This is a genomic window from Streptomyces sp. NBC_01477, assembly GCF_036227245.1.
Classification (GTDB): Bacteria; Actinomycetota; Actinomycetes; order Streptomycetales; family Streptomycetaceae; genus Actinacidiphila.
Genome location: NZ_CP109445.1, coordinates 5961740 through 5975381 on the forward strand (window position 1 = coordinate 5961740; position 13642 = coordinate 5975381).

A 13642-nucleotide genomic window follows, 5' to 3' on the forward strand; every position below is an offset into this window, starting at 1 on the left:
GTCAGGCCCCCAGCTTCCGGCGGTTGGAGCGCGCGATCACCAGGTTGACGGCGCCGATGAGCAGCAGGATCAGCAGCATCACCCAGGCCACGGCGGAGGCCTGGCCGAGTTCGCCGGTGTTCCAGCCCTTGTCGTACATGTAGAGGCTGAGCGTCTGGTACTGGTGGTCGGTGCCGCCGGTCATACCGACGCCGCCGCCGAACATCAGCGGCTCGCCGAACAGCTGGGTGGCGCCGATCGTGGAGACGATGATGGTGAACAGGATCGTCGGCCGGATCGACGGGATGGTGACGCTGAGGAACTGCCGCCAGCGCGACGCGCCGTCAAGCGCGGCGGCCTCGTAGAGGTCGGCGGGCACGGCCTGCATCGCGGCCAGGTAGATCAGCGCGTTGTAGCCGGTCCAGCGCCAGGTCACGATGGTCGAGATGGCTATCTGGGCGGGCCACTTGGACGACTCCCAGTCGATGTTGCCGGCCCCGACGTGGCCGAGCAGCTGGTTGATCATGCCGTAGTCCGGGTTGAACATCTGGATGAAGACCAGCGTGGCGGCGGCGACCGAGGTCGCGTACGGCGCCAGGATCGCGACCCGGAAGAAGCCCCGGCCGCGCATCCTGTAGTTGAGCAGGTGCGCGAGGCCCAGCGCCATCGCCAGCTGCGGCACCGTGGAGATCACACCGAGCGTGAAGGTGTTGCGCAGCGCCGTCCAGAAGAACTCGTTGTGCCACAGGCCGGTGTAGTTGTCGAAGCCGACCCAGGTCGCGTGGGTACCGAGCTGCACCTCGTGCAGCGAGAGCCAGCCGGTGTAGATCAGCGGGAAGAGGCCGAAGGCGGCGAACAGGAGGAAGAACGGGGCGACATAGGCGTACGGGGATGCCTTGGTGTCGAACCGGTAGAGCTTGGCGCGCCAGCCGGGAGGACGGCTGCCGCTCGGGACTTTGCTGCTGGGGGCGGACCGGGACGACAGCGGGCTGCCGTCGGACGTCGCCCTGACGGAGGTGGCCACGAGTGGCGTCCTTCCCGTAGGGATGGGGGCGGTGGGCCGGGTCGGGGGGAGGGCTGTTCAGAAGTTGTAGTGGCCTGGGGCCGGGTGCGTTCACTTCTCGCACCCGGTCCCGAATACGGACCGCCCGGCAGGTGGGAGACACTGCCGGGCGGCCCCGCCTGGGTGTTACTCGACGACGGTGTCCTTGATCTGCTTCACCGCGTTCGACCACGCCTTGTCCTTGGAGGTGTGGCGCTTCTCCATGTCGAGGATGCCGTTCTTGGTGATGATGTCCTTCACGTTGCCGTCCCACGGACCGATCGGGGCCGGGGTGATGCTCTTGGCGGCGCTCGCGAAGATCTTGCCGACCGGGGTGCCGGGGAAGTACGGGTTGGTCAGGTTCTGCACCGCCGGGTCGTCGAGCGCCTTGGTGGAGGAGGGGATGTTCCCGAACTTCTGGAACACCTTGATCTCCTGCGCCGGCGCGGTCAGCCACTGCGCCAGCGCGGTGGCCTCCTTGATGTGCTTGCCGGACTTGGGCACGGCCAGGAACGAACCGCCCCAGTTGCCGACCTGCGGCGGAGTGGCGATGTCCCACTTGCCCTGGCCCGCGTCACCGGAGTTGGTGGCCACCAGGCCGACCATCCAGCTCGGGCAGGTGACGGTGGCGAACTTGTTGAGCTTGAACGCCGCGTTCCAGGTGTTGTTCTGGTCGAGCTGCTGGTAGCCGGCCGTCAGGCCGTCCTCCACCGCTTCCGTGGCCAGGTTCCACGCCGTCTTGACGCCCGGGCTGGTGTCGTAGATCAGCTTGCCGTTGGCGTCCGAGTACTGCGTCGGCTGGCTGGCGAGCACGGCGTTGAACAGGCCGCTGCCGGAGTCGGAGAACGCCATGCCCTTGGGCGCGGTCGGGCTGGCCTTGAACTGCTTGCCCAGGTCGATGAACTTCTGCCAGTCGCCGCCCCACTGGGTGGCCAGCTGGTCGCGGTCGGTCGGCAGGCCGGCCTTCTGGAAGGCCTCCTTGTTGTAGCAGATCGCCGTCGGGCCGGCGTCCGTGCCCAGACCGATGACCTTGCCGTCGCCGGTGGTGGCCTGCGTCTCCTTGTACGGCAGCCAGTCGGCGGCGTTGAAGCCGTCGACCGTCTTGAAGTCCACGAACTTCGACGCCAGGTTCGGCTGGATGGCCAGGCCGATGTAGCCCACCTCGATGGCCTGGATGTCGTCCAGGCCGCTGTTCTGGGTCAGGTGGAGCTTCAGCGAGTTCCAGTACTGCTGGCCGTCGGAGACCGCGTCCTCGACGATCGTGATGTTCGGGTGCAGCTTGTGGTACTCGGCGTAGAGAGCGGCACCCTTCTTGTCGTCGTAGCCGAACGAGCCGAAGTCGCCGACATGCAGGGTGATGTTCTCGGTGGACGAGGACCCCTTGGAGCTGTCCTTGGTGTCCTTGTCGCTGTCGCTGCTGCAGCCGGTGATCAGCGTCGCGCAGGCTGCGAGACCCGCGACCGCGATGACGGCGGTCCTGCGGGTTCTGCCGGAAGTGCGCATTCCACTCTCCTTGTCAGGGTGGGTCGGCGTACGGGTGGTGCGTGGGTCCCCGGGGGTCTACGCACGGATGGCGCTGTGGGAGCGCTCCCACGTAGGCTTTCCGGAACATTCACGCCTAGGAGGGGTCAGTGTCAAGATGTGAAGTCGATTTCGTTGCCGGAACGTGTCCGGAGCTGACTCTTGATTACTTCTTGAACGGAAGCTCCCGCCTGGGGCTTGTAGTGTGGGAGCGCTCTCAAGAACCGCTCCTGCGGGGAAGGACCGGGCGCTAAGGTGGCGCGTAATGAGTACTGGAGGCGGCAGTGGCGATGAACGGGCGGCACAGCGGACGTCCCACCCTTGAGGAGGTGGCGCTGCGCGCCGGAGTCGGGCGGGGCACGGTCTCCCGGGTGATCAACGGATCCCCCCGGGTCAGCGACCGCGCGAAGACCGCTGTCGAGGCCGCGATCGCCGAGCTGGGGTACGTGCCCAACCGCGCGGCCCGCGCGCTGGCGGGCAACCGCACGGACGCCATCGCGCTGGTCATCCCGGAGCCCGAGACCCGGCTGTTCGCCGAGCCGTACTTCTCCGACATCATCCGCGGCATCGGCGCCGAGCTGGCCGACACCGACATGCAGCTGCTGCTGACCTTGATCCGCACCCCCAAGGAGCGGGCGCGCTTCGGCCAGTACCTGGCCGCGCACCGGGTCGACGGGGTGCTGCTGGTGTCGGTGCACGAGGACGACCCGCTGCCCGACCTGCTGGAGCAGCTGGAGATGCCGGCGGTGCTCAACGGCCGCCGCAGCGACCTGGAGTCGGTCTCCTACGTCGACGCCGACAACGTCGGCGGCGCGCGGGCCGCGGTCGCCCACCTGATCGCCCGCGGGCGGCGCCAGGTCGCCACCATCACCGGGCCGCCCGACATGTACGTGGCCCGCAGCCGGCTCGACGGCTACCGGCAGGCGGTCGAGGCCGCGGCGGGCGGCCTGGACGCCGGCTTCGACACCGCGCTGGTCGCCCGCGGCGACTTCACCGAGGAGGGCGGCCGGCGCGCGATGCGCGAGCTGCTGGTCCGCCGCCCGGGCATCGACGCGGTCTTCGCCGCCTCCGACGTGATGGCCGCCGGCGCCCGCGCGGTGCTGCGCGAGACCGGGCGGCGGGTGCCGGACGACGTGGCGCTGGTCGGCTTCGAGGACTCGGCCATCGCCCGCCACATGGACCCGGCCCTCACCAGCGTCCGCCAGCCCACCGAGGAGATGGGCCGCACGATGGCCCGGGTGCTGCTGGAGGAGATCGCGGAGCGCGAGTCGGTACGCCGCCATGTGGTGCTGGCGACGGAGCTGGTGCAGCGCGACTCCGTGTGACGGCGGCCGGCCGCCGCGCAGGGGCTCGTTCGCATACGTTCGGGTGGCGGCGCGCCCGGGAGCGTGACGTGCCGCGGCATGCCCACGAGGCCGGTGTGACGGATGCGGTCACCGCGTACGCCGCTGACGGGAGCGCTCCTACGTGGATCGGCCGGACTTTCGAGCGCCCGCGGGGGCCGCGCCGGACGGTGCGGCCCTGAGCGGACCGCCGGGGAGCCTCCGGACACCGCACCGCCGGGGGCGGGACCCGGTACACGTGGGGCGTGTACCGGACCCGCCCCCGGCGGCTTGTGGGGGGATGTGGGGGGACCGGGGAAGCGGTTCAGGTGGCTTCGGGACGGGCGGCTACCAGCCGACCGCCACCTCCATCCACTGCGGGTTCTGCTGGGAGGCGTACGCGGCCTGGCCGGCCACGTCGTCGTACGGGAAGCCGTACGCGAGGTGGTTGATGCCGTGGTCGTGCCAGAACTTGGCGTACCAGTTGGCGGGGTCGCCGCCGGTGTAGAACTTGGTCGGGTCCTGCTGCTGGGCCGCCGGGAGGTTGGCGGTGTGCCGGTTGAGCGCGGCGCACTTGGCGGCGTCGGCGCCCATGGTGCCGGCGCAGCCGAAGATGTTCGAGGTGGGCTCGTTCACGCCGACCGACTGGGCGTACGCCGTGTAGTAGTTGGCGTTGACGCCGCCCTCGCGGAAGCTCGGGTCGCTGCCCGGGGCGATGATCCGGTAGGGGGCCTGGGTCTGCGCGAGCACCTTGAACTGCTGCGGCACCGCGTTCTGGAACTGCTGGAAGGTGGCCTCGCGGCTCTGGTTGAACAGGTCCTGGCTGTCACCGAGCTGGATGTCCTGGCCGTCGTGCGAGTGCAGCCGGATCGCCAGCGGCAGACCCCAGGCGTCCACCCGGGTGGTGTTGCCGTTGAAGACCGTCGCACCGATGGTGAACTCGATGAAGTCGTAGTACTGGCTGGTCGGCGAGCCGAGGTAGAAGTACATCCGGCCCGACGAGTTCGCCGGCATGTCGAAGTACGGCTGGTCGGCGATGGAGTGCACCTGGCCGTTGAAGCTCCAGTAGACCTGGCTGTCCGGGTACTGGCCGTTGGTGCGGTTGAGGATCTTCAGTTCCATCACGTTGTGCGCGGCCGGGATGTCGTCCGTGGTGCCCCAGAAGGAGTCCGGCGGAGTGGTCGTACCGCCCGTGGTCCCGCCGTTGGTGCTGCCGCCGCCGTTGGTGAAGACCTGGAACTCCCACAGCGAGTCGCCGTAGGCGGTGGACCGTGCGGTGGCGTTGACGCGGATGTAGCGCCCGGTGCCGGTCACGTTCAGGTTCTGCACGCCGCCGGCGCTGGTGGTGGTGGAGTAGATCGTGGTCCAGGTGCCGCTCGGGTTGTCGGTGACCTGGATCTGGTAGGCGGTCGCGTAGGCCGCCTCCCAGTTCAGGCCGACGCCGCAGATCGGCAGCGACGAGCCGAGGTCCACCTGCAGCCACTGCGGGTCGCCGAAGGCGCTGGACCAGCGGGTGCCGGTGTTGCCGTCGACGGCCGCGGAGGCGGGGGTGCCGGCGTTCTCGACGGACGACGCGGTGGCCGTCTTGCCCTGCGCGGTGTTCGCGGTGCCGCACGCGGCGGGCTGGGTCGGGCCGCCGGCGCCGTAGACCTGGAACTCCCACAGCGAGTAGCCGTAGGCGGTGGCCCGTACGGTCCCGTAGACCCGCACGTACCGGCCGGAACCGTTTACGGCCAGGGTCTGCACGCCGCCGGTGCCGGTGGTGGTGGAGTAGACGTCGGTCCAGGCGGTGCCGTTGGCGGACGTCTGGATCTTGAAGGCCTTGGCGTACGCGGCCTCCCAGTTGAGCGTCACCTGGCTGATGGTCTGGCTGCTGCCGAGGTCGACCTGGAGCCACTGGGGGTCGGCCGCGGCGCTGGACCAGCGGGTGCCGGTGTTGCCGTCGACGGCGGCGGACGCGGGGGTGCCGGCGTTCTCGGTCGACGACGCGGTGGCCGGCTTGCCCTGCGAGAGCAGGGTGCCCGCGGCGCGTGCCGGTGACTGCGAGGTCACCACGAGGACGAGCCCCGCCAGCAGGGCGAGCAGGGCGACCAGGACCAGATACGGCTGGCGCCCGCGATGGCGCCCTGGCCCTTGGCGCACCAGCGGGGATGTGCTGCCTGACATGTGTTCTCCTCAACCGGGTGGGGGTCCGTGACGGAGGCCGCCAGAGCTTGGTGAGAGCGCTCTCTTGGCGAGGTGATGTTTACAAGGCGCGTACATCCGCGTCAATAAGTTGTTCAATAATGGCCAGTTGAGACTTCGCGCGATTACGAGACTCGAACGGACGCGCTGCCCGCGCCCAGCGGCTCAGCCCCTGCTCAGACGGCCGTTCCGGCCTCGCGGCGGCCACCGCGCACCGCCCCGGGGACATGAGGGAGGGGCGGGCCCGTGCACGCCATCCATGCACGGGACCGCCCCCGTTCGGGGTGCCGCCGGGTCAGCCCAGCGACGCCAGGTGGTTCTTCAGGCCGAGGCCGTAGTTGGTCGCCGTGCCGTCGTAGGACGAGATCAGCGAGGGACCCGAGGAGCAGTCCCAGGTGTTCCACGTCCAGCCGAGGTACGACAGGTGGTGCGCGTCCAGCCAGCTCATGAAGCTGTCCGTGAAGGCGTGGGCGCAGGTGTTCTCGCCGATCTCACCGGCCACCAGCGGCACCTTGGCCGCGACCGGCGCCAACTGGGAGTCCCAGCAGGAGGTGTTCGCGCAGGTGTTGAAGTTGTATACGTGAACGGCCGCCGCCAGATTGCCCGTCGGGTCGTTGGGCTTGTGCGCGACCCAGCCGGTCAGGTCGTTGGAGTAGGCGAGGCCGCCCATCAGCACGACGTTCTGCGCACCGGTGCCGCGTACCGCGTCCAGCATCCCCTGCATGCCGGCCACCTGGTAGCCGATGCCCGGGCAGGTGCCGCCGTCCCGCCAGCAGGTCCAGGCCTGCTCGCTGGTGGAGGTGGCCCGGTCCGGGTAGGGCTCGTTGAACAGGTCGAAGACGATCGAGGTGTTGGCCTTGAAGGTGTTCGCCACGCTCGTCCAGAACGGGATCGCGTACTGCGCGTCCGGCATCGGCTTCTGGCAGGTCGCGTTCACATCGCTGCAGCCCGCCGAATTGCCGGTGTAGGTGCCGTGCGTCCAGTGCAGCTCGACGATCGGCGTGATGCCGTGTGCCACCAGCCGGTTGACCCAGCCGGTGATCGCCGCGATGTAGTTGGCGCCGCCGTCGGCCGCCGGGACGTACGACAGGCCTTCCCAGCAGTCCTCGTTGAGCGGCACGCGGACCGCCGTGACGCCCTTCCAGCTCTTGATCGAGTTGATGGCGGCGTCGTCCACCGGGCCGTCGAAGATCCCGTTGCCCTGCGCGCAGGCGAATTCGGTGCCGGAACGGTTCACCCCGTGGAGCACGACCTGCTTGCCGGTGGAGTCCAGCAGCTGGTTTCCGGCCACGTGCAGCTTGGGCGGCGCGGAGTCACCGCCGGGCGGGCTGGTCGGCGGGGTCGTCGGCGGCGTCGTGGGGGGCGTCGTCGGCGGGGTGGTCGGGGGTGTGGTGGGCGGATTCGTGGGCGAGGTGGGCGGCGGTGTCGTCGGCTGGCCCACCAGCGTGCAGGCGGCGCCGTTGAGCGTGAAGCCGGTCGGCACCGGGTTGGTGCCCGACCAGGTGCCCAGGAAGCCCGCGCTGATGGAGCCGCCGGTCGGCAGCGAGCCGTTGTACGACATCGAGGCGACGTGCACCGTCGTGCCGGACTGGGTCCAGGTGCCGTTCCAGCCCTGGGTCACCTTCTGGCCGCCGGTGAAGCTGAAGCCCAGGTCCCAGCTGGTCTTCGGCGCACCGCTGTTGGCGATGACAACGTTGCCCTGGAATCCGGCGTCCCACTGGTTGGTCACCTGGTAGGTGACCGAACAGTCCGGCGCGGCGCCGGCCGCGGAAGCGCCGAGCGTGGGGAGCAGTGCCGCGGCAGCGGCCGCTGTGGTGACGGCGGCGATGGAGAACGCCGCCGTGCGCGTTGGTCGTCGCATGTGCGACTCCTCGTGATGTGGGGGGATCAAGGAGTGGACGCGCTCCCACTGGTCCGCCGCAGACCTTAGCGGCAAGTCCGCTTCAACGGTAGAGGGACTGTCAGGTCTGCCGGTGTTCCGCGTCGACTTCTGCAGACGAGGCCCCGTCAACAGGCGGTTCTGATTCACCTCTTGACAGTTCTTCGTCAACGCCTTGATGGTGGGAGCGCTCCCACTGGTTCACAGGAAAACCGTAGAACCCATCCCCCCACAAGAACCGCGAGGAGGACCTCTCGCATGCCCAGAGGAAGACCGATCGGAAAGCGGACCAGGAGGCTGCTGACGGCGTTCACCGCCGCGCTCGCCCTGCCGCTCGGCCTGACCGTGGCCACCGGCGGCGGCGTCGCGCACGCGGCCGGCCTGCAGTGCAGTGTCGACTACACGACCAATGACTGGGGTTCCGGTTTCACCGCGAACACCAAGATCACCAATCTCGGCAGCACCGCGATCGACGGCTGGACGCTGACGTACTCCTACACCGGCAACCAGACGCTGCAGAGCGGCTGGAACGGCACCTGGTCGCAGTCCGGCAAGGCGGTCACTGTCAAGTCGCTGGACTGGAACAAGACAATCGCCGCCAACGCGAACGTCACCGCCAGTGCCAACTTCAACTACAGCGGCGCCAACACCGCACCGACCAGTTTCACCGTCAACGGCACGGTCTGCGGTGGCGCGCACCAGCCCCCGCTGCCCGTCCTCACCAGCCCGTCGGCCGGTGCGACCTACAGCGCGGGCGCCACCATCCCGCTGGCCGCCACGGCGGTCGCGGCGGACTCCGCGACCATCACCAAGGTGGAGTTCTACAACGACACCACGCTGCTGGGCACCGACACCACCTCGCCCTACACGCTCAACTGGGCAGCGGTGCCGGCCGGTGACTACTCGGTCTACGCCAAGGCGTACGACAGCCTGGGCGCGTCCGCGGAGTCCACCCCGGTGGGCGTGCACGTGGCGACCGGCCCGGCGATCGTCGCCTCGCCCACGACCGTGTCCGTGCAGCAGGGCAAGACCGGCACCTTCGGCGTGAAGCTGTCCAGTGCCCCGGCGGCCAATGTGACGGTCGGCGTGGCGCGCACCGCGGGCAACAGCTCGCTGAGCGTCCAGTCCGGGGCGAGCCTCACCTTCACCCCGGCCAACTGGTCGACCGCCCAGACCGTCACGGTCGCCGCGGCGGCCACCGGTACCGGCACCGCTACCTTCTCGGCCACCGCGACCGGCTACGGCACCGCGGCCGTCACGGTCAACGAGATCAGCGCGGCCAGCGACTACGCCGCCCGGTTCCTGTCGCTCTACGGGAAGATCACCGACCCGTCGAGCGGCTACTTCTCGCCCAAGGGGATCCCCTACCACTCGGTCGAGACGCTCATGGTCGAGGCCCCGGACTACGGTCACGAGACCACGTCCGAGGCGTACTCGTACATGATCTGGCTCCAGGCGATGTACGGCCAGATCAGCGGCGACTGGACCAAGTTCAACGGGGCATGGGCGACCATGGAGCAGTACATGATCCCCACGCACGCGGACCAGCCGACGAACGCCTCGTACAACCCCAACTCGCCGGCCACCTACGCCCCCGAGCACCCGCTGCCGTCCGACTACCCGTCGCAGCTCGACGGCAACGTCAAGTCCGGCGTGGACCCGATCGCGGGCGAACTGAAGTCGGCCTACGGCACGGACGACATCTACGGCATGCACTGGCTCGAAGACGTGGACAACATCTACGGCTACGGTGACACGCCCGGTGGCGGCTGTGAGCTGGGCCCGACGGCGAGCGGCCCGTCGTACATCAACACCTTCCAGCGCGGTGAGCAGGAGTCGGTGTGGGAGACCGTGCCGCAGCCGACCTGCGACGCGTTCAAGTACGGCGGCAAGAACGGGTACCTGGACCTGTTCACCGGCGACTCCGCCTACGCGCAGCAGTGGAAGTACACCGACGCACCCGACGCCGACGCGCGCGCGATCCAGGCCGCCTACTGGGCGGACACCTGGGCCAAGGCGCAGGGCAAGGGCGCCGACGTGGCGACCACCGTCGCGAAGGCCGGCAAGATGGGCGACTACCTGCGGTACTCGTTCTTCGACAAGTACTTCAAGAAGATCGGCAACTGCACCAACCCGAACACCTGCGCCGCGGGCACCGGCAAGGACAGCGAGCACTACCTGCTGTCCTGGTACTACGCCTGGGGCGGCTCGTCCGGCACCGGCGGCGGCTGGGCCTGGCGGATCGGTGACGGAGCCTCGCACTTCGGCTACCAGAACCCGCTGGCGGCCTACGCGCTGACCACCGACCCGGCCATGGCGCCGAAGTCGGCCACCGGCAAGCAGGACTGGTCCACCAGCCTCGGACGGCAGCTGGAGTTCTACCAGTGGCTCCAGTCCTCCGAGGGCGCCATCGCCGGTGGCGCCACCAACAGCTGGGGGGGCGCCTACGGCCAGCCCCCGGCCGGCACGCCGACCTTCTACGGGATGGCGTACGACTGGGAGCCCGTCTACCACGACCCGCCGTCGAACCAGTGGTTCGGCATGCAGGCCTGGTCGATGGAGCGGGTCGCGGAGTACTACCAGCAGACCGGTGACGCCAAGGCGAAGGCCATCCTCGACAAGTGGGTGAGCTGGGCGATCTCCCAGACCACCATCAACGCGGACGGCACCTTCAAGATCCCCTCCGACCTCCAGTGGACCGGCGCGCCGGACACCTGGAACGCGAGCAGCCCCGGTGCCAACACCGGCCTGCACGTGACGGTCTCGGCCTACGGCAACGACCTGGGTGTCGCGGCGGCCTACGCCAAGACGCTGTCCTACTACGCGGCCAAGTCCGGCAACGCGGCGGCGAAGACCACCGCCAAGGGGCTGCTCGACAGCATGTGGGGCAAGTACCAGGACCCGCTGGGCATCGCCACCCCGGAGACCAGGACGGACTACAGCCGGTTCAACGACCCGGTCTACGTGCCGTCCACCTTCTCCGGCACGATGCCCAACGGCGACAAGATCAACTCCAGCTCCACCTTCATCGAGCTGCGGTCCTTCTACAAGAACGACCCCAACTGGTCGAAGGTCCAGGCGTACCTGAACGGAGGGAACGCTCCGAGCTTCACCTATCACCGCTTCTGGGCCCAGGCGGACATCGCGATGGCGATGGGCGCGTACGGCTTGCTCTTCGGCGAGTGACGCACACCTCCGGCGGGAGCCGGGGCGGGGGATGACCCGGGCTGCCTGACAGTCGCCCGGCCCGCCCCCGGCCCCCCGCCGGACCCGGGCCGCGGTCCCGCTCCCTCCTTCCGGCACCCGGAGGGGGCGGGACCGCGGTATGCCCTGCGGGGGGCGGCGGGCTGAGGGGCTACGTGGCGGGGTGCCGGTGCGGGGTGCCGTCCGCGGGGTGCGGGTGCGGGTGCCGTCCGCGTGCCGGTGCCGGGTGCCGGTGCCGGGTGCCGCTCGGGGGGCCGTGAGGCCGCGGGGCTACGTGGCGGGCCGGGTTTCGGGCGCGGCTGCGTCGGTGTGCGCGTCCGCCGGTACGTCCGGTACGTCCGCTGGTACGTCCGGCGGCATCGGGACGTGCGGGATCGCCGTAGCAGGGTCCACCCCGGCGAAGACCAGGCCGATGACGAATCCGGCCACCTCCTCCAACTGCCGGGCGCGGCCCAGCGGCCCGAGCACGGCGGGGTGCCCGCCCGCGTCCTCGGCCAGCCGGGAGACCGTCGCCAGCGCCGCCGCGTCGTCACCGGCGAGCGCGACGGTGACCGGCTCGCGGCCCGCGCTCCACTGGTCGGCGGCGAAGAGGTGGAAGCCCTTGACCACGTGCGCGCCCGGCGCCAGATCCGCGATGTGCTCGGCAATGGAGCGGCCGTCGGTGGTGAGCAGTTCGCCGACACCATGTGCCACGGCATTGGTCGGATCGATCAGCGGCGTCCCGGCCAGCGAGCCGCCCGCCGCGCCTGCCGCGCCGAGGATGTCCGCAAGGCCCTCCCAGGCCACGGCGACCAGCACCGCGTCCCGCCCGGCGACCGCCTCGGCCGGCTCCACCGCCACCGCGGCGCCCCCCATCCGCTCCGCGGCCGCCTCCGCCCTTTCCCGCGACCGCCCCCCGACCCGTACCTGGTGCCCCGCCCTGCCCCAGGCCGCGCCCAGCGCGACGGCCAGCGTGCCCGTGCCCAGAATTCCGATCCGCATGCCCTGCTCCCCTTCTCCGGTGACGTACCGGGGCTACGGTAGGAAAACCGATACGCACCGACCGGTAGGAAACGGGTACGCCACCATGACGGCCATGGACGACGAGCGCACGCGGGAAGAGGACGGGCGCACGGCGGACGGGTCCGGGTGTGCAGCGGAAGAGGGCGCCCGGCGCAGTGGCCGCCGCCCGGCCGAGGGCGCCCGGGGGGACGGGCGCGCGCCCGAAGACGGCGCCCACTGCGATGAGTTGCTGGCCGACTGCCGACTGCGCGCGGCCACCGACCTGCTCGCCCACACCTGGGACCCGGTCGTCCTGGCGGGCCTGCGCCCGGGTCCGCGCCGCCGCCGGGACCTGCTCACCGCGATCGGCGGCGTCAGCGACAAGGCCCTCACCGAGACCCTGCGCCGCCTGGTGGCCAACGGCCTGATCGCCCGCCGCTCCCGCCCCGCGGCGCCGCCCCACGTCGAGTACGCCCTCACCGCGCTGGGCACCACCCTGGTCGACGGCCCCATGCGCGCCCTCGCCGCCTGGACCCTGGCCCACGGCGACGCCCTGCTGGCCGCGCAGGAGGCGGCCGGTACGTGAGGCCCGGCGCAGCGCCCGCGGGCCCTCCCGCGGCCTGCCCGCCGCATACACGGCGAAGGCCCGGCCTGCTTTCGCAGGCCGGGCCTTCCTCGGTGGGGTGAGTGACGGGACTCGAACCCGCGGCATCCTGGACCACAACCAGGTGCTCTACCAGCTGAGCTACACCCACCATGAGCGGCGCTTCCCGGCTGTTTACTGCTGGGGTGGCGCCGCCTCGAAAAGTGTACAGGGTGGCGGGGGGTGGTCGCGCCCCGCTTTTACGGCGGCCCCGCGCGGGCGGCCCCGACCGGTCGGAGCGCGGTCCGCCGGCGGCCGGCCGGCCGGGTCAGTGCGCGGCCGGCGGGTCGGCCGGGACGACATGACGGGCCGCGATGGCGCGGGCCGTGTCGGTGTCGGGGCCCGGCTGCGGCACGAAGACCGCCTCGCGGTAGTAGCGCAGTTCGGCGATGGACTCGCGGATGTCGGCCAGCGCCCGGTGGTTGCCGTTCTTGTCCGGGCTGTTGAAGTAGGCCCGCGGATACCAGCGCCTGGCCAGCTCCTTGACCGAGGAGACGTCCACGATGCGGTAGTGCAGGTGCTGCTCGAGGGTGGGCATGTCGCGCGCCAGGAAGCCGCGGTCGGTGGACACCGAATTCCCGCACAGCGGCGCCTTGCGCGGCTCGGCGACCTGCGCGCGTACGTAGTCGAGCACGAGCTGCTCGGCCTCGGCGAGCGCCACCCCGCCGGCCAGCTCCTCCAGCAGGCCGGACGCCGTGTGCATCGCGCGGACCACGTCCGGCATGGTGTCGAGCGCCTCGGCGGGCGGGCGGATAACGATGTCCACCCCCTCGCCGAGCACGTTCAGCTCCGAGTCGGTGACGAGCGCTGCCACCTCGATCAGCGCGTCGTGCGCCAGTGACAGGCCCGTCATCTCACAGTCGATCCACACCATCCGGTCGTTCATG

The 13642-nt window shown here is 70.4% G+C and carries 9 protein-coding genes and 1 tRNA gene; 3 read left to right on the top strand and 7 right to left on the bottom strand.

The window, feature by feature from the left end:
- Nucleotide 1: 1 nt before the first annotated feature.
- Together OHA86_RS25345 and OHA86_RS25350 are read right to left on the bottom strand one after the other, a co-directional pair.
- Nucleotides 2–1003: a carbohydrate ABC transporter permease gene (locus OHA86_RS25345; protein ID WP_329178770.1), complete on the bottom strand. Its 1002-nt coding sequence runs from the start codon at nt 1001–1003 to the stop codon at nt 2–4.
- Between the two features lie 165 nt (nt 1004–1168).
- Nucleotides 1169–2524 carry an ABC transporter substrate-binding protein gene (locus tag OHA86_RS25350; RefSeq protein ID WP_329178771.1) on the bottom strand — a complete coding sequence of 452 codons (1356 nt, stop codon included), beginning with the start codon at nt 2522–2524 and terminating at the stop codon, nt 1169–1171.
- Nucleotides 2525–2832: 308 nt separating this feature from the next.
- Here OHA86_RS25350 and OHA86_RS25355 point away from each other — a divergent pair, with 308 nt between their 5' ends.
- The gene (locus OHA86_RS25355) at nt 2833–3867 is read left to right on the top strand and encodes a LacI family DNA-binding transcriptional regulator (RefSeq protein ID WP_329182551.1); all 1035 of its coding nucleotides are present in this window, start codon (nt 2833–2835) and stop codon (nt 3865–3867) included.
- A 345-nt stretch (nt 3868–4212) separates the two neighbouring features.
- Here the strand turns inward: OHA86_RS25355 and OHA86_RS25360 are convergent, their stop codons facing one another.
- Both OHA86_RS25360 and OHA86_RS25365 read right to left on the bottom strand, forming a co-directional pair.
- On the bottom strand, nt 4213–6030 hold the full coding sequence (locus OHA86_RS25360) for a discoidin domain-containing protein (RefSeq protein ID WP_329178773.1): 1818 nt from the start codon (nt 6028–6030) through the stop codon (nt 4213–4215).
- A gap of 313 nt (nt 6031–6343) precedes the next feature.
- On the bottom strand, nt 6344–7909 hold the full coding sequence (locus OHA86_RS25365; RefSeq protein WP_329178774.1) for a cellulose binding domain-containing protein: 1566 nt from the start codon (nt 7907–7909) through the stop codon (nt 6344–6346).
- Nucleotides 7910–8185: 276 nt separating this feature from the next.
- Here OHA86_RS25365 and OHA86_RS25370 point away from each other — a divergent pair, with 276 nt between their 5' ends.
- Entirely contained in the window at nt 8186–11113 is a 2928-nt protein-coding gene (locus tag OHA86_RS25370) for a glycoside hydrolase family 48 protein (protein ID WP_329178776.1), read from the top strand.
- A 288-nt stretch (nt 11114–11401) separates the two neighbouring features.
- On the opposite strand, the gene OHA86_RS25375 is transcribed toward OHA86_RS25370, so the two are convergent.
- Nucleotides 11402–12112 carry an NADPH-dependent F420 reductase gene (locus OHA86_RS25375; RefSeq protein ID WP_329178778.1) on the bottom strand — a complete coding sequence of 237 codons (711 nt, stop codon included), beginning with the start codon at nt 12110–12112 and terminating at the stop codon, nt 11402–11404.
- Between the two features lie 247 nt (nt 12113–12359).
- Between OHA86_RS25375 and OHA86_RS25380 the strand changes: the two genes are divergently transcribed.
- On the top strand, nt 12360–12698 hold the full coding sequence (locus OHA86_RS25380) for a winged helix-turn-helix transcriptional regulator (protein ID WP_329182552.1): 339 nt from the start codon (nt 12360–12362) through the stop codon (nt 12696–12698).
- Nucleotides 12699–12791: 93 nt separating this feature from the next.
- On the opposite strand, the gene OHA86_RS25385 is transcribed toward OHA86_RS25380, so the two are convergent.
- Nucleotides 12792–12867: transfer RNA gene (locus tag OHA86_RS25385), tRNA-His, on the bottom strand.
- A gap of 156 nt (nt 12868–13023) precedes the next feature.
- Nucleotides 13024–13641 (bottom strand): oligoribonuclease, encoded by a 618-nt coding sequence (gene orn / locus OHA86_RS25390; protein ID WP_329178779.1) that lies wholly within the window; start codon nt 13639–13641, stop codon nt 13024–13026.
- Between the last annotated feature and the right edge of the window lies 1 nt (nt 13642).

Excerpts from the sequence above, each read along its gene's own strand:
- OHA86_RS25360 (WP_329178773.1), bottom strand. The coding sequence starts at position 6,030 with ATGTCAGGCAGCACATCCCCGCTGGTGCGCCAAGGGCCAGGGCGCCAT.
- OHA86_RS25350 (WP_329178771.1), bottom strand. The coding sequence starts at position 2,524 with ATGCGCACTTCCGGCAGAACCCGCAGGACCGCCGTCATCGCGGTCGCG.
- orn (WP_329178779.1), bottom strand. The coding sequence starts at position 13,641 with ATGAACGACCGGATGGTGTGGATCGACTGTGAGATGACGGGCCTGTCA.
- OHA86_RS25365 (WP_329178774.1), bottom strand. The coding sequence starts at position 7,909 with ATGCGACGACCAACGCGCACGGCGGCGTTCTCCATCGCCGCCGTCACC.
- OHA86_RS25370 (WP_329178776.1), top strand. The coding sequence starts at position 8,186 with ATGCCCAGAGGAAGACCGATCGGAAAGCGGACCAGGAGGCTGCTGACG.
- OHA86_RS25355 (WP_329182551.1), top strand. The coding sequence starts at position 2,833 with ATGAACGGGCGGCACAGCGGACGTCCCACCCTTGAGGAGGTGGCGCTG.
- OHA86_RS25375 (WP_329178778.1), bottom strand. The coding sequence starts at position 12,112 with ATGCGGATCGGAATTCTGGGCACGGGCACGCTGGCCGTCGCGCTGGGC.